Origin of the sequence: Roseibium aggregatum (assembly GCF_014692675.1) — a bacterium.
Taxonomy (GTDB): domain Bacteria; phylum Pseudomonadota; class Alphaproteobacteria; order Rhizobiales; family Stappiaceae; genus Roseibium; species Roseibium aggregatum_C.
Window position 1 is genome coordinate 32,142 of sequence record NZ_JABFCZ010000010.1, and the last position, 17,023, is coordinate 49,164.

Annotated in this window: 15 protein-coding genes and 1 tRNA gene; 10 read left to right on the forward strand and 6 right to left on the reverse strand. The window is 60.1% G+C overall.

Translation table 11 applies throughout. From position 1 onward, the window contains the following. Positions 1-270 precede the first annotated feature (270 nt). From HK439_RS10190 to HK439_RS10215, 6 genes are all read left to right on the forward strand, one after another. Positions 271-2,037 carry a methyl-accepting chemotaxis protein gene (locus HK439_RS10190; RefSeq protein ID WP_190291308.1) on the forward strand — a complete coding sequence of 589 codons (1,767 nt, stop codon included), beginning with the start codon at positions 271-273 and terminating at the stop codon, positions 2,035-2,037. Positions 2,038-2,135: 98 nt separating this feature from the next. Then, a complete protein-coding gene (locus HK439_RS10195; protein WP_190291309.1) occupies positions 2,136-2,804 on the forward strand; it encodes an HAD-IA family hydrolase in 669 nt (222 codons plus the stop codon). A gap of 130 nt (positions 2,805-2,934) precedes the next feature. After that, positions 2,935-3,009: transfer RNA gene (locus tag HK439_RS10200), tRNA-Val, on the forward strand. Positions 3,010-3,226: 217 nt separating this feature from the next. Continuing rightward, positions 3,227-3,694, forward strand: coding sequence for a TspO/MBR family protein (locus HK439_RS10205; RefSeq protein ID WP_190291310.1), 468 nt, complete (start codon positions 3,227-3,229; stop codon positions 3,692-3,694). A gap of 317 nt (positions 3,695-4,011) precedes the next feature. Next, the gene (locus HK439_RS10210; protein ID WP_190291311.1) at positions 4,012-6,852 is read left to right on the forward strand and encodes a toll/interleukin-1 receptor domain-containing protein; all 2,841 of its coding nucleotides are present in this window, start codon (positions 4,012-4,014) and stop codon (positions 6,850-6,852) included. Between the two features lie 164 nt (positions 6,853-7,016). Beyond that, on the forward strand, positions 7,017-8,885 hold the full coding sequence (locus HK439_RS10215) for a tetratricopeptide repeat protein (RefSeq protein ID WP_190291312.1): 1,869 nt from the start codon (positions 7,017-7,019) through the stop codon (positions 8,883-8,885). Positions 8,886-8,904: 19 nt separating this feature from the next. Here the strand turns inward: HK439_RS10215 and HK439_RS10220 are convergent, their stop codons facing one another. Further along, entirely contained in the window at positions 8,905-9,780 is an 876-nt protein-coding gene (locus tag HK439_RS10220) for a class I SAM-dependent methyltransferase (protein WP_190291313.1), read from the reverse strand. A 203-nt stretch (positions 9,781-9,983) separates the two neighbouring features. Further along, on the reverse strand, positions 9,984-10,796 hold the full coding sequence (locus tag HK439_RS10225; RefSeq protein WP_190291314.1) for a ferredoxin--NADP reductase: 813 nt from the start codon (positions 10,794-10,796) through the stop codon (positions 9,984-9,986). Positions 10,797-11,189: 393 nt separating this feature from the next. Between HK439_RS10225 and HK439_RS10230 the strand changes: the two genes are divergently transcribed. Continuing rightward, positions 11,190-12,158 carry a GlxA family transcriptional regulator gene (locus tag HK439_RS10230; RefSeq protein ID WP_209011707.1) on the forward strand — a complete coding sequence of 323 codons (969 nt, stop codon included), beginning with the start codon at positions 11,190-11,192 and terminating at the stop codon, positions 12,156-12,158. Positions 12,159-12,193: 35 nt separating this feature from the next. Here HK439_RS10230 and HK439_RS10235 read toward each other — a convergent pair whose 3' ends face one another. Further along, a complete protein-coding gene (locus tag HK439_RS10235; protein WP_190291316.1) occupies positions 12,194-12,940 on the reverse strand; it encodes a sulfite exporter TauE/SafE family protein in 747 nt (248 codons plus the stop codon). 145 nt (positions 12,941-13,085) lie between these two features. On the opposite strand from HK439_RS10235, the gene HK439_RS10240 reads away from it, so the two are divergent. Together HK439_RS10240 and HK439_RS10245 are read left to right on the forward strand one after the other, a co-directional pair. Next, complete coding sequence (locus HK439_RS10240) at positions 13,086-14,318, forward strand: winged helix-turn-helix domain-containing protein (RefSeq protein ID WP_190291317.1); 1,233 nt, start codon at positions 13,086-13,088, stop codon at positions 14,316-14,318. 77 nt (positions 14,319-14,395) lie between these two features. Next, positions 14,396-14,599 carry a YgaP family membrane protein gene (locus tag HK439_RS10245; protein WP_190291318.1) on the forward strand — a complete coding sequence of 68 codons (204 nt, stop codon included), beginning with the start codon at positions 14,396-14,398 and terminating at the stop codon, positions 14,597-14,599. A 122-nt stretch (positions 14,600-14,721) separates the two neighbouring features. Here HK439_RS10245 and HK439_RS10250 read toward each other — a convergent pair whose 3' ends face one another. Both HK439_RS10250 and HK439_RS10255 read right to left on the reverse strand, forming a co-directional pair. Further along, positions 14,722-15,282, reverse strand: a complete 561-nt coding sequence (locus HK439_RS10250) for a ZIP family metal transporter (protein ID WP_209011708.1) — start codon at positions 15,280-15,282, stop codon at positions 14,722-14,724. 270 nt (positions 15,283-15,552) lie between these two features. Continuing rightward, positions 15,553-15,867: a hypothetical protein gene (locus tag HK439_RS10255; RefSeq protein WP_190291319.1), complete on the reverse strand. Its 315-nt coding sequence runs from the start codon at positions 15,865-15,867 to the stop codon at positions 15,553-15,555. A 155-nt stretch (positions 15,868-16,022) separates the two neighbouring features. Between HK439_RS10255 and HK439_RS10260 the strand changes: the two genes are divergently transcribed. Beyond that, positions 16,023-16,562, forward strand: a complete 540-nt coding sequence (locus HK439_RS10260; protein ID WP_190291320.1) for a PilZ domain-containing protein — start codon at positions 16,023-16,025, stop codon at positions 16,560-16,562. 132 nt (positions 16,563-16,694) lie between these two features. Here HK439_RS10260 and HK439_RS10265 read toward each other — a convergent pair whose 3' ends face one another. Beyond that, positions 16,695-17,018, reverse strand: a complete 324-nt coding sequence (locus tag HK439_RS10265; protein ID WP_190291321.1) for a YciI family protein — start codon at positions 17,016-17,018, stop codon at positions 16,695-16,697. Positions 17,019-17,023: the final 5 nt, after the last annotated feature.

Here is a 17,023-nt window from a genome sequence, read left to right on the forward strand (position 1 = left end):
ATTCCGCTTCCCGGCGCCCCCCCGGCAAAGGGGAGACGACGGCATCGGGACCGCCCCTTCTCCGCAGGCTGCAAGATCGGCCGGAAAATCCTGCCAAGCGCACGTTTTTCGCCCGCCCTCGACGGCCGTTTCGGTTTCCCTCAGCCGCACCGGCATCTGCCATCAGGATCGCTATAACTTATTAACTATAATTTCAGCGAATATCATTACCGTTGAAAGTCATAGAGAAATTATCAGAAGCATGCTCCGAAGAACCCCGGGAGGACGGCAATGTTCTTCAAAAGAAAAAACCATAACAACAACAATATACTTACTGCCGAAATTCACCATGACGAGATCGACGAAGACCTCGACGTGACGGCCGCGGCCGATTCCGACGAGATGGACAACATGCTTGCCTATGCGCTGGATGCCATCGAGGACGATCTTCAGGTTTCCGCCAAATCCATCAGCGGTTCGATGCAAAAGGTGCGAAGCCGGATCACCGAGCAGCTGGGCCTTCTGGATTCGATCCGGACCGACAGCAAGGCGCTGCGCGAACAAAGCGGCCTGGCGCACAAGAACGCCACGGATCTTGCGGATTCCATCAGCGAACTGGCCACCTCCAGCAATGAAATCGGTCAGCAGGTCGTCAAGTCGAACCAGCTTGCCGAACAGGCCCGCGAGGTCGCCGATGAAGCCAATTCGGGCGTGATGGAACTGCATTCGGCGATCGAGGACATTACCAATGTCGTAAAGCTGATTTCCGATGTGGCGAAGCAGACCAATCTTCTGGCGCTCAACGCGACCATCGAAGCCGCCCGGGCGGGCGAGGCCGGCAAGGGATTTGCGGTCGTCGCCAATGAAGTCAAATCGCTTTCGGTCGAGACCCAGAACGCGACCGACGAAATCGTCTCCAATATCGAGCGTCTGCAGGCATCGGCGGAGGCGAGCATCGCCTCGGTCAACCGCATCATCGAGGTGATCGGCCAGATCCGTCCGAGTTTCGCGGCGGTGGAAAATGCCGTACAGGAACAGGTCAGCACAACGACGGCGATCCGCGAACATGCCGGCGACACGGCGAATTTCGTGGAGGAAGTCGCCCGGCGTGTCGATACCATCGACACGTCCGCGGCACGGGCCGAAGAAGGCGGCCAGGCGGCCAACATGGCCGGCAACGAGATGGGGGCCGCGATCCAGGCCCTCGGCAGCCGGTTCACCATGATGATCCGCCAGAACGAACTGGGCGACCGGCGCAAGTTCGATCGCCTGCCGATCAAGCTGAACGGCCATGTGACCGTGAACGGCCGGACCGCCTCCGTCCAGTCACTGGACATCTCCTTCGGCGGCGCCCTTTTGAAATGCGAGGAAGACGGCATCCTGGTTCCGGAACAAACTGCCGACCTCTCGCTCGACACCATTGGCAGCGTGCCGATCCGGGTCGTCGGCCACTCGGTGAATGGCTATCATTGCACCTTTGGCGAGATGGACGGCGGCTTCAGGGACGCACTCGACCGGCAGATAACCGCGTTCCAGGAAGAGCACGCATCGTATGTGGAGCTGGCCCAGTCGGGTGCTGCGCGCATATCGGGTGAACTGACCCGGCTTGTCGAAGACGGCAAGCTTTCCCAGAGCGACCTGTTCGACACCAATTACGAGCCGATCCCGGGATCCAATCCCCTCCAGGTCCGCACCCGCTTCGTGGCACGGCTTGAAGAGGTGCTGCCGCCGATCCAGGAGGAAATCCTGGAAAATGCCCAGTCCATGGCGTTCTGCGCGGCCGTCGACCGCAACGGCTACCTGCCGGTCCACAACAAGATCTATTCCAAGCCGCAGCGGCCGGACGATCCGGAATGGAATGCGGCCAACAGCCGGAACATGCGGATGTTCGACGACCGGGCCGGCCTGTGCGCGGCCCGTAATACCCGTCCCGTCCTGATCCAGACCTATGCCCGCGACATGGGCAACGGCAACATCGTCTGGATGAAGGAGGTGGATGCCCCCATCTTCATCAACGGCCGTCACTGGGGCGGTTTTAGGACCGCCTATAAACTCTAGCAGGGGCTCCTTCGCCAGTGGTTGAGGAATGCGGGCGGACTGGTTATTAGGTTCCGGGAGCCAGTCACCCGCCCCTTCCCGGCCGAAAGGAAGCCTTCATGTCCGTTCTCGTCTTCGATCTCGACGGCACCCTGGTCTCGTCGATGGAAGACCTTGCCGCAACGCTGAATACGGTGCTGACGGGCGCCGGCCATCAGGCCGTCCCGCCGGAAAACTTTCGCAGCATCGTCGGCCATGGCGCCAAATTCATGCTGCAGCGGGGCCTGGAGGTGAACGGGATCGCCTGGAACGAGGACACGATCGAGCCGCTGTTCCGGCAGTTCCTGGCTATTTACGAAAAGAACCTCACTGTCCATACCCGCCCATTTCCCGGCGTCATCGACGCCCTGGAACGGTTCCGCGCCGAAGGCTGGCGGCTTGCCGTGTGCACCAACAAGATGGAGCGGCTGACCCTGCCCCTTCTCGACCAGCTGGATATGACCAGGCATTTCGACGCCATCGTCGGCGGCGACACCTTCGCCGTTGCCAAGCCGCAGGCCGAACCGGTGCTGGGCGCCATCGAACGCGCCGGAGGCCGGAAATCCGGCTCCGTCATGATCGGCGACTCAGCCACCGATATCAACGCCGCACGCGCGGCCGGCATTCCGGTCGTCGCCGTCGATTTCGGCTACACCCAGGTCCCGGTGACCGAGCTCGGCCCGGACCGGGTGATTTCGCACTTCAACGAGCTGCACGACGCCATTCAGGCGTTGAAGGCCGTGGCTTAGAGCACGCTCCCCGGCGCGGATACCGTCCCGCAAACCGTCCTGAGAAGAAATGCGCGCTTTGCTCTTGCCTGAAACCGCGTTTTGAATTACCTAGCGCCCACCAGCCACCACGGCTGCCCTTCGAAAGTCGGGGCGATTAGCTCAGCGGGAGAGCGTTCCGTTCACACCGGAAAGGTCACTGGTTCAATCCCAGTATCGCCCACCATCTTCCCATTCAAGTTATTGTCTAAACAGCTTTTTGACTTCCTTAAATTCCCGAACCACGCGGAATGGAAATCCAAATGGGGAATGCCTGCCAGGAAGAACAGCTGCTTACAGGGTAGCCCGTTCCAACTGTCAGCCACTGTGTCCGTCATGGAACAAGCTGTTCACTTCCGAGGGAAAGTTCCGGATACCGAATAAAAATCGTATATCCATGAATTATGCAAAACATCCGTTCCCTTGCCTTTTTTCTCATCCTGGTCGTCGGCGGCGGCATCGCCATCGGTATCGCAACCGCGCCCGGCGCCTGGTACGTGAGCCTGATCAAACCTCCCTTCAATCCGCCGAACTGGATATTCGGCCCGGTCTGGACGGCGCTCTACATCTGTATTGCGATTGCCGGCTGGCGCGTTTGGCTGCGCGAACCGGGCGGCTGGGCCATGAAGCTATGGGCAGCGCAACTGGCGCTGAACTTCATCTGGTCTCCGGTGTTCTTTTCTGCCCATCGGATGGATATCGCGCTCGGCATCATCATCCTGATGCTGATCACCATCATCACATTCATCGTCAAGGCCCGACCCAAGGACGATCTCGCGGCGCTGCTGTTCCTGCCCTACGCCGCCTGGGTCGCCTTTGCGGCGATACTCAATGGCTCGCTGCTGTATCTGAACACACCAATAAGCGGGTAATCGGGAGGGACTTTAGGCAGCGGTGTCCCTGCACCGGGGTGGCAGAATCCACCGCCCCTCTTCTTCCCGAATTCCCGGATCGGACAAATCTACGCCGGGCAGGTGTGGGGCCGCATCGCCTGGTCCGAAAATCCCCGATTGCGGCCTGCTTCGCTCCGTGACAATTTCAGCAAGACAGACAGAGGGAGATCGGCAGCCAGGCTGCGTTTCCGGATAGACGAAGGAACTGCATCAGCCAGGCAAAGGCCCGACCGGTTCGATCTGTCGTCATGAGTGCCGTTCCTTAGAGGGAGGCTTTCCTGGAGGGAGAGTGGGGCATGGCCGGGGAAAAGACAAAGGTCTTTATTTCGTATTCTCGTGAGGACCGGCGGCAGGTCGCGAAGCTCGCCGAGCGCCTCGGCGCGGAGGACGACATCGAGGTCTTTCGCGATACGGAAGACATCCTGCCGACCGAGGAGTGGAAACAGCGGCTGGAGCAGCTGATCATCGAGGCGGATACGGTGGTCTTCGCTCTAAGCCCGGCATCGGCGTCGTCCGAGGTCTGCCATTGGGAGGTCGAGGTCGCCGGCCGGTACAACAAGCGGATCGCCCCTGTCGTGATCGCCACGGTGGCCCCGGACCGCATCCCGCCTGAACTCAGCCGCTACAACTACATTTTCCTGACGCCCGAGGACGAGTTCGAGAAGGGCATCGTCCATCTGATCCAGGCGCTGAACACGGATATCGGCTGGATACGGGAACACACCAGGCTCGGGGATCTCGCCAACCGGTGGCGCAGTGCCGAACGGCTGGGCGCACAGAAACTGCGCGGCTCGGAACTGACACGGGCGGAGCAATGGCTGGCCCTCCAGCCGAAAAACGCCCCTGCCCCGACCGACCTGCACCGAAGTTATATTTACGAAAGCCGCCGGGCCGCCAACAGGCGGTCGCGGATCATCGCCGCGGCATCGCTGGCATCGGCATTCGTGGTCGGTGTCCTCGGCGTCTTCGCCTGGACCCAGCGGAACGCGGCGGAGGCATCCTCCGCCCGCCTTGCACTGGGCACCGCCAACGACCTGATGGTCGAAGGTGACGTCAATGCAGCCGCCCTCGTGCTGCTGAAATCCGCCGGGCAATTCGATGCCGACACCGCTCCCGGACGGCTGCCCATCCTGTTGAAGGACGCCGCGCATCTGCTCGACGGCGTGACCACCATCAAGTTCCCCGATGCCACGAATTACGTTCCGGCCCGAAATGCGCTCTACGTCCTGAAGGACGGCGACAGATCAATCGTATCGCTCGACCATAGCGCCACAACAAGAGACATCCTGAAAGGAGCAGCGGAAGACAGCCCTATCGTGGCGCTCAATTCGGCCGGCGACGGCAAGCTGATCACGCTGGTCCGTCGGAATGGCGTCGTTGCGCAGATCGATACGCGAAGCGGTGCCCTGACCGACCTGTCGAGAATTCCGGACGCGGATCTTTCGGCCAACGATTTTCCGACGCCTTTCGAATACCGGACCTCGGAAGATCAGGACTTGAAAGTCCATGAAGACGGCACCGTCGTCTTTCAGGATCCGGAGAAGGAGACCGTCTGGATCTTAGTGCCCGACAGCGGATCGGTGATCTCCGAAAACCTTTGCTGCGGCTATGAATTCGTCCGCGACGGCGAAGGCCGGAGATTTCTGTTCCCGAAGAGCTATTTCGTGGAAACCCAGCCGGAAATGCCGGGAGGGGAGTCCGGAGCGGGAGATTCCGGGACGGGAGAAGCCGGTTCAGGCGCTTCCGAGGCAAACAGTCCGGTCTCCTACGAGATCGTGACCGGCCCGGACGGCACAGCCGGCCTCAAGCCGGCGTCCTTGTCCCGGGACGAGGTTTTCGACCTCACCATGCGCGCCTGTTTCTCGCGCGGGATTTATCATGACCCGATGCCGTCCGTAACGGGAAAGCTGAAGTCCTACATCGGCGAGGGATATTCCTATCCCCAATTCACCTCCTACGCGTTCGCCTGCAGTGGCAACGGCCCTCGCTTTCTTGCGATCCACTACGGAAACACGTCGGAAGGACCGGAGCAGAATGCGGTGTTGCTGGATTCAGAGACCGACGACGAAGGAACGGAAGTGCGGGATCTGATCCAGGACAAATTCGACCAGCCCCTGACTTACGAAGGGTTCACATGGCTGGACGTGAACCGGTATGCGTCCGAGGAGATCATCGGGGCAATCCAGGACCGGGATCTCTACGTCTTCTCCGAGGGCTTTCATTATCACCGGCGGCTGCGCTCCACACCCAAACTCGCCTATTTCACCGATGCCGACCATGTTGCCGTGGTGATGCCGGAGGAAGACACGGTTGAGGTTTACGGGTTCGGCGCCAGCCAGAACGATTATCGCTATGCGAATGCCGGCGAAAAATTCACGCTGCGCAACAATCACGGTTGCCGGGGGAACAACAATCTGATCGCGGAAGCGTTTGAAGGCGGCGCCGTCATCGACATCGACCCGGCGGCCTTGCACGACAGGGTCGCGGAAACGCTCGGTTCAAAGCTTGGGGCCGACCTTTCAGACAGGTTCCAGTGCCTGACCCTGTCACGGGACGGAAAATATCTGCTGGCGGAAACGGGCTGGATGGGGCCGGCCTACCTGCTCGACACGGAAAAGCTCAAGGCGACCGGCAAGGTGAAAGACGCCGGTATCGCGGATCTGGGCAAACAGACCACCTCCGCGTTCTTCCTGGACAACGTCGATGTGGTCGCGAGCGACATGACCTCCCAGGTGAAAATCTGGAAACAAGACACCGGTGATCACGCCTGGAAATCGTCGATCCTTTACAACAGCGACAACCAGATCTTTCTGGCGGAACCGGATGGCGACGGCAAGACGCTGATTATCGTGGAGGCGCTGGGCGGCCACAGTTTCAAGACCTATCTCTACTCGATTGCCGGAAAAGAAAAGTGGTTCGATTTCGGCGAGATCTTCCGCTGGTACGGAGTGGCCTTCACAACGGACAACAAGGTTCTGCTGTCGAACTCCGATGAGGTCAGTCAAGGCAAGCTCAGGGTTTACGAAATTCCGGATTTCGAAAGTCTCGTGGAAACGGTCCAGTCCGGCCTGCCGGGGAAATGTCTGCCGACGGGACTGGGCGGTTTCGAAAATTCGCCCTGCTGGCCGAAGCTTTGATCCGTCCCGACGGGAAACGCATGCCCGGGATTTTCCCTTGTAATCGGAAAGAAAAAGGTTTTCGCGCCCGATCCCCAGCAAATTGACCGATTGCCCTTAGATCGGGGCCGCTCCTGTAGAATAATTACCTGTGATTCTTTGAAGCCTGCCGAACCGGAGACGTCATGGCGACCAAACTCGCGCCAAAGCCGAACCCTCTGCTTGAGAAACTCAAGAAGGCTCTTGCCCTGCAGCAGGCGGGCGAGGTGGAAAAAGCGCAGAAGATCTACAAGCTGGTGGTGAAGAAGGCGCCGAATTCGCCGGACGCCAACCACCTGCTCGGGGTCAGCTATCGCCAGCTCGGCGACCCCAAACAGGCATTCGAATACATTCAGAAGGCAATCAGACTCGCACCGGACCGGGCGCCGTATTACGCGAATTTGGCGCGCACCATGTCCGACATAGCCTTCACCGAGCCGGAAAGCATTCTGGCGGTCGCGGAAAAGGCCCTGTCTCTCGATCCGAACCTTTTGGAAGCCCTCAATCTCAAGGCAATCTCCCTGAGCCGGATGGACCGCAAACTCGAAGCGGAGGAGATCTTCCAGTTCCTGATCGTCAAGTATCCGAATTATCCCGATGCCTTCCGGAACTACGGCATCCTGCTCAGGGACGAAAAGGTCTACGACAAGGCCATCGCCTTCTTCAACAAGACCACGCTGCTCGATCCGGGCAACCCGGAGAACTATGTGGAGCGGGCACGTGCCCGGCTGGCATGCGAAGATTTCAAGAACTCCGAATCCGAGCTGGCCGATGCCCTGGAACGGTTCCCGGACAATGGCAACATCAAGCACGAGGTTGCCCGGTTGCTGTTCAAGATGGGCGAGACCGGCGAGGGGTTGAAATATGCAATTGCGGCGCATGAAGATTCGCCGCGGGACTATCACCGCCTCGTCACCCTGGGCGTCCACTATCTGATGCTCGATCAGCCAGAGAAGGCCTACGAAAAGTTCAAGAAAGCGCGCGAACTGGCGCCGGAAAGCTTCGTCGGCCTGGACTGGAACCTGTCTCTTGCGTCCCTGGCGCTCGGCGATCTGGAAACCGGCTGGCGCCTGCACCGTTCCCGTTTCGACGACAAGGCTTCGCAGGTCATCCGTCGGACCTTCGACGTGCCGGCCTGGGAAGGCGAGGACATTTCCGACAAGACCGTGCTTGTCTGGGCCGATCAGGGCCTCGGCGACGCCCTCAAGGCAGGAACCATGCTGCCCGACCTGATCGAGCGCGCCGGCAAGGTGATCATCGAACTGTCGAAAAAGGCAACCCCCTGGTATAAGAAGAGTTTTCCCGAAGCCCTTTGCCGTCCCGCCGCCTTCGACGCGGAGAAAAAGGCGATCTATTCGGACTACGATGTCCATGCAAACATCACCGACCTGGCCCGGTTCTTCCGCAACAGTCTGGACGATTTCAAGACGGCCAAGCGCCCCGCCTACGCTTTCGACCAGGAACAGGCCCAGGGCTACCTGAAGCGTCTGAAGGAACACGGCAGAGACAAGCCGATCATCGGCGTCGGCTGGCGGTCCATGAACCTGGCCGTCTCCCGTGCCCGGCTCTATCTGTCCGCGCCGCAGTTCGCGCCGATCATGGATTTTAAGGACGTGACGTTCGTCAATCTGCAATATGCGGCGGTGAAGCGGGAAATCGACTTTCTGAAGGCAAAGACGAAAGGTGCGTTCGTCAGCCTCGACGATGTCGATCTGCTGGACGATCTGCTGGCCGCCGCGGCCCTGACCGCCTGCTGCGATCTTGTCGTCACGGCCAATACCAGCGTTGCCGAAATTGCCGGCGTTCTCGACGTACCCAGCTTCCGGTTCGGCCAGAACGAACCGCCGCTTCTGCTCGGACAGGAAAACCCGCCCTGGCACCCGTCCCAGCGCTACTTCCTGCTGACCAGCAAGAAGCCGGCCACCGCGGTTGTGCCAGACCTCAAGGCGGCCATCTCGGAATGGCTGGAGACATATTCTCCGGAACGGCGGGACAAGCGGCTCGGCCTGGCCTAGACTGCTTTGGACTGGCAGGCTATTTGCGGGCGACCGCGATCAGCGTGTCGGTGGCGTCGATCTTCGACAATGCGGCTTCATAGGCCGCCGTCAGCTCCGGCGTGTCGATGGCGGCGAATTTCGACTTGTGTCCGCCCGGACGGCCGCTGGTCATCCACAGCATGTGGTTGGACAGCGGATAGCGCTGCGCGCCGGTGACGACCACGTCCCGGTAGCCTGCGTGCTCCAGCATCCGCTTCAGGCTGTCGCGTGTGTGCAGGACTAGGTGCTGGCTCCACAGGGTGAATTTGCGGAACGGCGCGCTGTCGACGTAGTCCAGCAGGAAATCGCGTGCATGGGGCACTTCGAAGATCGCATAACCGCCCTCTTTCAGCTTCGGTCTCAAAAGCGTCAGGATCTCAAGCGGATCGGGCAGATGTTCCAGCACATGGAAGCTGAACAACGCATCCAGGGAACCTTCCTCCAGCGCATCGATGGAGGTTTCGCAGTCAATGCCGGCCTCTCTCAACGAGTCGACGGCGTCCTTTTGAAGTTCGATCCCGACACAGGACGCGGTCTCGGCCTGGACCAGACGCAGGAAGTCGCCCAGTCCGCAGCCGAAATCGGCAATCTTCTTTCCCGAATAGTAGCTGCGGAAGGCGTTGGCGCGGCGGGTCGCATCCGCCTGCCGCTCGTAGCTCGGTTCGCCGGCGCGCTGGACCGTTTCCTGGCGGTAGTCGCCCTTCTTGTAGGTGTCGTCGCCGGTGTAGTAGCCGTCGATGTAGATCACGCCGGAGGCGCTGTCCCGGCAGACCCTGAGCGGCTTCACGTCACGGGTTTCCGACGCATATTCCTCCCGGGTATCCCGGCTGGCGACCCCAAGCAGTTCCAGGGTTTCAAAGATGCTTTTTATCATTCCTGTCTCTGAAGGCCGGTGTCTGTTCAAGCATCGCCTGCTGCGCCTGCCTAATCGGTGTCAGGCAATATAGACTGTTTCCCGCCGATTCGGCTCTTGCCGCCACTATCCGCGGGTCGACCTGCCCCGCGCAACAGAAAACCCCGAAACCAGGGCCGGCTTCGGGGTCTGCAATTTCAAATTCGAATGCGTGTCGGCAGTCGTCAGCCGACGAATGCGCGCTCGACCACGAATTCCGCAGGCTTGTTGTTTGCGCCCTCGGTCAGACCGGCCTTCTCCAGAAGGTCCTTGGTGTCCTTGATCATGTTCATGGAGCCGCAGATCATGCCGCGGTCGATGGCCGGGTCGAGCGGCGGCACGCCGAGGTCGGTGAACAGCTTGCCGCTTTCGATCAGATCGGTGATGCGGCCCGTGCGCGGAAAGTCCTCACGGGTGACAGAGGTGTAATGCACCAGCTTGTCCCTGGCGAACTCGCCGATCAGCGGATCGTTGACGGTCTCATTGACCAGATCCTCGCCGTATTTCAGCTCAGCCACCTCGCGGCAGGTGTGGGTCAGGATCACCTGGTCGAACTTCTCATAAGTGTCCGGGTCCCGGATCAGGCTGGCGAACGGCGCGATGCCGGTGCCGGTGGAGAACATGTAGACCCGCTTGCCGGGCAGAAGCGCGTCATTGACCAGCGTGCCGGTCGGCTTCTTCTTCATCAGAACGGCGTCGCCGGGCTGGATCTTCTGCAGGACGGAAGTCAGCGGGCCGTCGGGCACCTTGATGGAGAAGAACTCGAGTTCCTCGTCCCACGCCGGGCTCGCGATGGAATAGGCACGGTACAGCGGCTTGCCGTCGATCATCAGGCCGATCATGACAAATTCGCCGGAGCGGAAACGGAAGCTTGCCGGGCGGGTCATGCGGAACCTGAACAGCCGGTCCGTATAGTGCTGGACCGTGGTGACTTCCTGGACAAAGACGCCTGCCGGAGCTGCAGCTTCCAGTTCGGCGGGCTTGGCAAGAACATTCATGTGTCGTGCATCTTCCGTTGGGTGATGTTTGATCGGTGGCGATTGGGTCCGTTTAACACCGGTCCTGCATTGACTTGAAGCAATCTGCAACCACGAAACCGCAAAATAGCAAAAAATTCGTTCGAATTGTCCACCGCCGGCCGCCGCCGGGCCCCTCCCCGGCACCCCGTCGGCAGGGTTGGCGTGCCGCGGCCGTTAATTTGCGTTTATAACATTTCAATGAATACACGTCTTTAACAGCTTTCTATTTGACAGACTTATAAAAAACACCGACCTTACTACAAAATTACAAAGCCTTCTCCAGAGACCTTATAAAGGACAGAGTATATGTCCGATGCTGTTAAAGAAGAAAACGGTCAAACCGTAGCATTGGTTATCCTTGACCGGTTTTCCATGAATGCATTCTCATCGGTCGTGGAACCGTTGAGACTGGCGAACCGCGTGCTCGGCCGCAACTATTATCAATGGAAAATTTATTCGCTGGACGGCAATTCGGTCGCTGCAAGCAACGGCTGCGAAATCAAGGCCGATTTTTCTGTCAAAGATCTGCATGATGCCGACATAACACTTTTGTGTACCGGCCTCGACGTGGAGCGCCTGCCGCTCGACGCAGACCTGGGCAACCGCCTGCGCCGCCTGAACGCCATGGGGCGGACCTTCGGCGCCATCTGCACCGGGGCCTATCTTCTGGCGCGCTATCACCTCCTCGACGGTCGCCGCTGCACGATCCACTGGGAAAACCTGCGGTCTCTGCGCGAGGAATTTCCGCATCTGGAAGTCATCGGCGACATTTTCACCATCGACCGCAACTGCATGACCTGTGCAGGCGGCATGGCGCCGCTCGACATGATGTTGCGCCTCGTGGCAATTCAGCACGGCGCCTATATCGCCCATGAGGTCGCCGAGGTCGCGCTCTACCAGAACACGCGGGCCGGCGAATCCGCCCAGCGCCATGATATCGAAGCGCGCACCGGCATTTCCAACGAGAAAATCCTCGATTCCATCCGGATCATGGATCTCCACATCGAGGATCCGCTGAGCTGCCAGCAGCTCGCCATGACGGTCAACCTGTCGCCGCGACAGCTGGAGCGCCTGTTCCGCCGCCATTTCAACTGCACGCCGGGCCAATATTACCTGCGCCTGCGCCTGGAAACCGCGCGGGACCTGTTACGACGGACCAGCCGGCCTGTGCTCGATGTCGCCCTTGCCTGCGGCTTTGCCTCCACGTCGCACTTCACCAAGTGCTACCGGGAACGGTTCCTGTGCACGCCGACGGAAGAACGGCAAGCCTACCAGTGGGCGAACCGGCCGGGCGGCGACAAGACCGCGGGATCCAAATCCGTGAGGCTGGTCTCGAAATAGGCGAGGCGACACAGGACGCCGTCCTCCCCGCTTCGTCAGAAGAGCAGCGCCTTGGCGGCGATGAAGGCGCCCAGAACCAGCAACGCCACGTAAAAAAGCGTCCGGAACAGGCCTTCCGACAGCTTCTTGCGGATGTGCTGGCCGGCAAAGAACCCGAGAATGGCCGGCACGACGGCGAGCACGGACGCCAGGCCCATGTCCAGGGTCATCAGGTTCGTGCCCGACAGGGTCACGCCCAGCGCGATCGTGGTGCACAGGAACAGCATGCCCATGGCCTGCACAAACTGGTCGCGCGGCAGTTCCAGGCTTTGCAGGTACATCACACCGGGAACCGCGTAGGACCCGACCATCCCGCTGAGGACGCCGTTTACTGCGCCCGTCACCACGCCGATGCCGCGCTCGCGCTCGGGCCGGGTCGTCATGCGCAGGCCGAAGAAGCCGGTCAGCGCATAGGCCACCAGGACCACTCCCAGAAAGGCCGCCATGAGCGACAGGTCCGCTTCCTTCAGGACCAGCCCGCCCGGCCAGACCAGTACGGTCGCAAAGAACAGAAACGGCCAGATCCGGCGCAACAGCACCATCGTATAACCGCCCGTGGTCGCCTGAAGTACATTGGTGATGAAGGTCGGCGCGAGCATGAGCGTCATGGCCGTCGGCAGATCCATGATCACCGTCATCAACCCAAGGCTGACCGTGGGCAGGCCGAGACCGATGACGCCCTTCACCGCTCCAGCCAGAAAAAACACCAATGTCGTCGCCAGAACGATGATCGGATCCGTCATGCACCTAGCTGTAGAGGGATTCCCCGGGCAGAGAAAGCCATTCCCCTCTGTCCGTTCTCATGCTTTGGTCAGGGGCCTGACCCTGGGATCCGAATCTGTTTTCGGATTGCCTGACCGCCGATTTACGTGAAAGTTCTTCTCTGTCATGTCTGCACGCGCCCTCCCCCGTCTGACCAACAGCGACGCCCGAAAACTCTTCATGGAGCGTCATGGCCTTGGCGAAACGCCGAAGGGGCCGGCGAAGGGCGACGATCTGGGCGCCGTCATCGACAGGCTCGGCTTCGTCCAGGTCGACAGCATCAATACGGTTGCCCGCGCGCATCACATGATCCTGGCGGCGCGGCGGCCGGCCTACCGGGAAAAGAACCTGAAGCCGCTTCTGGAAAAGCACCGCTCGCTGTTCGAGCACTGGACCCACGACGCCTCGATCATTCCGACCGAATTCTTTCCCCATTGGCAGCTCAGGTTTCAACGGGACCGGGAGCGACTGATTTCCCGCTGGCGCAACTGGCGCCGGGACGGCTTCGAGGAAAAATTCGAGGCGGTGCTGAAACAGATCAGCGACCATGGCCCGGTCACCTCCGGCGATGTCGGCGCCGATGAGGAACGCAAGAGCGGCGGCTGGTGGGACTGGCACCCGTCCAAGACGGCCCTGGAATTCCTCTGGCGCTCCGGCGCGCTGTCGGTGTGCCGGCGCGACGGGTTTCAGAAGGTCTACGACCTGACCGAGCGGGTCATCCCCGATCCGCACCGGCTTCACCTGCCCGATCCGGAAGAAACGATCGACTGGGCCTGCCGGTCGGCCCTGACACGCCTGGGCTTCGGCACGTCCGGCGAGATCGCCGCCTTCTGGGACCTGATCACGCCGGAAGAAGCAAAACAATGGTGCGCCCGGGCTCTTGAGGCCGGGGAGATCCAGGAAGTGGACGTGACCTGCGCCGACGGCAGGACCGCGCGCAAGGTCTTTGTCTTTCCGCAGACCCTGGCGGAGATCGCCGGCTTGCCGGAGCCACCGGCGCGTATCCGGATCCTGTCCCCGTTCGATCCGATGCTGCGTGACCGCAAGCGCGCCGAACGCCTGTTCGGCTTCCACTACCGGATCGAGGTGTTCGTGCCCGAGCCCAAGCGGCAATACGGCTATTATGTCTTTCCGGTTCTGGAAGGCGACCGGATTGCCGGACGCATCGACATGAAGGCGTTCCGCGACGAAGACCGGCTGCATGTGCGCGCCTTCTGGCCGGAACAGGGCGTCAGGCCATCGAAAGGCCGTCTGCAGAAGCTTGCCGCCGAACTTGACCGGATCGCGCGATTTGCAGGGTGTTCAGGTGTAACCTACGAACAGGACTGGTTGCGGGAACCCGCGCCGAGGACCTCTTAACCGATCCGGAAATATTCGTATTGAAATTGGCGCGCTACAGTATTATTTTCACATTAGTGAATATAAAGGACGGACACATGCCTCTGGAACGCATTTTTACGCTGATCGTCGGCTGCATGATTTTGGCAAGCCTTGCGCTTGCCATCTATCACAACATCAACTGGCTCTGGTTCACGGCCTTCATCGGCGCAAACCTGATCCAGTTCTCCTTCACCGGCTTCTGCCCGCTGACGATCATCCTGAAGAAAGTCGGCTTCAAGACCCGCGGCTCGATCGCCTGATCTACCGCGAATACCGGGATAGCCGCTGAAAAGCCCTTCCTCCCCCCCACTCCGGAGTTTCCCCAAGGCTCCGGAGAGGCTTTTCGGCGGCAACTTCCCGCGCTTGCGGGACAACGGCTGATCTAGCCGAACACCACATCCAGAAACATCATCACGACCAGTCCGGCCGTCAGCCCGGTCGTCGCAGCCTTATGGTGGCCGTGGCGATGGGTTTCGGGAATGATTTCGTTGGAGATGACGTAAATCATCGCGCCGGCGGCAAATGTCAGTCCCCAAGGCAACAGCACCTGAGACTGGCTGACGGCTGCGGCTCCCATCAGCCCGGCCACAGGCTCCACGAGGCCCGTCAGGCACGCGACGACAAAGGCATAGCGCTTGTCGTAGCCTTCCGACTGCAGCGCCAGGGCAACGGCCAGACCTTCCGGTGCATTCTGCAGCCCGATGCCGAAGGCAAGCGTTGTCCCGGCCCCCGGATCGCCGCCACCGAAACCGACACCGACGGCCAGGCCTTCAGGGATGTTGTGCAGCGTGATGGCAATGACGAACAGCCAGATCTGCTTCAGCGTCTCCGCTTCGGGCCCTTCCCGTCCCTTGATGAAATGCTGGTGCGGAATACGCTCGTCCAGAATGTAGATGAAAGCGACGCCAAGGCTTATGCCGGCCACGGCAATCAGGGCCGGCACAAGCCGCCCCCCCGTGAAGGGCTTCGGCGACTTCCAGTCCCGGCACGATCAGCGAGAAAAAAGACGCCGCCAGCATGACGCCCGCGGCAAATCCGAGAAGCGTGTCGTTCAGCCGCTGCGACACCTTTCGGCCGGCCAGAACCGGAACGGCGCCGACGGCGGTCATCATCCCCGCCGCGAGGCTTCCCAGAAAACCGAGAACAACGACGTTCATGATCCCTCCGCCCTTATCAGAACACCCGATCCGGGCCGCAGGCTCCGCTCACGGGATCACTTGTCCGTCTTGATGGAAGACCGGCCGAGGCCGCCCTGTTTTGTCGGGGCGGTCCGTTCCGTATCGATCTCGGCTCCGAGATCCTGTAGCGCCTTGATGATGTCGGCGATCAGTTCGCCATTGCCGCCGGGCATGCCTTCTTCCGCGGCAACGCTCGCGTCGGCAGCGTCGTATTCCCAGCGGCGCAGGATCTCGATACGGGCGGATACTGGGAATTGCTCGTCCGAAACCACATCCGCGGGACTGTCGTAGTGGGCTGCGGGATCGAGGAGGATCCGGTCGAAGCCCGGATTGTTCTGTTCGGAAGCCATAAATTTTGCACCTCTATGAGCATGAACGATCTTCCGCGTTTGAGTGAGTCCATTGTTACGTTAAGGAAACAGATGATCAATCAGGGGAGTGTCGGTTTAAGTGATCCGCAACGGTTTTTTGTTACTTCTATTCTGGTGATCTTTGGAGAAGAGTAATGCTTGGCTTGACGCACTTACAAGATAAACAAGATACCTCAGAAGAAGTTCTGGTCATCGATTTAGACAATCTTGCTTGCATCAAGGCAGTCGTATCGAACGTCAGCGAGTGGGGCTGCCGGTTGACCTCCGACCATATCGGCGAATTGCATAAGCACATCGGCATACGGTTCAGCGAGGATGAAAAGCTGATCAAGGCGCATGTTACCTCGGTGAAGGGGAACGATGCCGCCATCTTGTTCCCGAAGGGCGATAGCATGGGTCACGAGCAGCGCCGAGAAAGCCGGCACAAAGTCTCCATACCGGTCACCATAAGCGACAAGGAAGATATCATGGAGATCCCGGGCACAATCGTCGATGCAGGACAGCATGGCTGCCGGGTGATCGCGGAAGGACTGCAATCACTACCTGACGAAATCCTGCTCAACATCAAGAAGTTCGACAAGCCGATCAAGGGCGAATTCGCCTGGCGCAACGAAACTTCTGCCGGTATTCACCTGTTGTGGAATGATCATCTCCACATGAGCGGACCAATTTGAGTTCATCACTGAAATTCGCTTACCCATCATGGGTACCGGAATTATGAACTAAGATACTGATTATCCTACAATTTGGTGTAGATTCCGTTCTACCCAAGAGACGGGCGGAATGACGCGTTCACGGTGCGCGGTTCAATCGTTGGACTTGGACATCGGCTCCGAAATCCGGTGCGCCTGGAAGGTATCGGGCAGCGGCGTGATCTCAATCGCTGCCACGATGCCCGCCCGGTTATACGGGTCGCCTTCGGCAAAGGCCCGGGCAGACGCCGCGTCCTTTGCTTCCAGAACCCCGAAATTGCCGTTCGCCTTGCCGTCTTCGCCAACCGTGGCGGAGCCGATCAGGACGGATGCAGAACCTTCGCCGCCCGACATTACCCATTGCTTATGCTGGTCGCGCACGGAGCTGCGCTTTTCGTCCACACCGTCGTGATGACGGCAAACCATCAGAAAATACATGTCGA

What these genes read in the sequence shown, in the direction of transcription:
- HK439_RS10190 (WP_190291308.1), top strand. Translation starts at nt 271, where the DNA reads ATGTTCTTCAAAAGAAAAAACCATAACAACAACAATATACTTACTGCC.
- HK439_RS10195 (WP_190291309.1), top strand. Translation starts at nt 2,136, where the DNA reads ATGTCCGTTCTCGTCTTCGATCTCGACGGCACCCTGGTCTCGTCGATG.
- HK439_RS10205 (WP_190291310.1), top strand. Translation starts at nt 3,227, where the DNA reads ATGCAAAACATCCGTTCCCTTGCCTTTTTTCTCATCCTGGTCGTCGGC.
- HK439_RS10210 (WP_190291311.1), top strand. Translation starts at nt 4,012, where the DNA reads ATGGCCGGGGAAAAGACAAAGGTCTTTATTTCGTATTCTCGTGAGGAC.
- HK439_RS10215 (WP_190291312.1), top strand. Translation starts at nt 7,017, where the DNA reads ATGGCGACCAAACTCGCGCCAAAGCCGAACCCTCTGCTTGAGAAACTC.
- HK439_RS10220 (WP_190291313.1), bottom strand. Translation starts at nt 9,780, where the DNA reads ATGATAAAAAGCATCTTTGAAACCCTGGAACTGCTTGGGGTCGCCAGC.
- HK439_RS10225 (WP_190291314.1), bottom strand. Translation starts at nt 10,796, where the DNA reads ATGAATGTTCTTGCCAAGCCCGCCGAACTGGAAGCTGCAGCTCCGGCA.
- HK439_RS10230 (WP_209011707.1), top strand. Translation starts at nt 11,190, where the DNA reads ATGAATGCATTCTCATCGGTCGTGGAACCGTTGAGACTGGCGAACCGC.
- HK439_RS10235 (WP_190291316.1), bottom strand. Translation starts at nt 12,940, where the DNA reads ATGACGGATCCGATCATCGTTCTGGCGACGACATTGGTGTTTTTTCTG.
- HK439_RS10240 (WP_190291317.1), top strand. Translation starts at nt 13,086, where the DNA reads ATGTCTGCACGCGCCCTCCCCCGTCTGACCAACAGCGACGCCCGAAAA.
- HK439_RS10245 (WP_190291318.1), top strand. Translation starts at nt 14,396, where the DNA reads ATGCCTCTGGAACGCATTTTTACGCTGATCGTCGGCTGCATGATTTTG.
- HK439_RS10255 (WP_190291319.1), bottom strand. Translation starts at nt 15,867, where the DNA reads ATGGCTTCCGAACAGAACAATCCGGGCTTCGACCGGATCCTCCTCGAT.
- HK439_RS10260 (WP_190291320.1), top strand. Translation starts at nt 16,023, where the DNA reads ATGCTTGGCTTGACGCACTTACAAGATAAACAAGATACCTCAGAAGAA.
- HK439_RS10265 (WP_190291321.1), bottom strand. Translation starts at nt 17,018, where the DNA reads ATGTATTTTCTGATGGTTTGCCGTCATCACGACGGTGTGGACGAAAAG.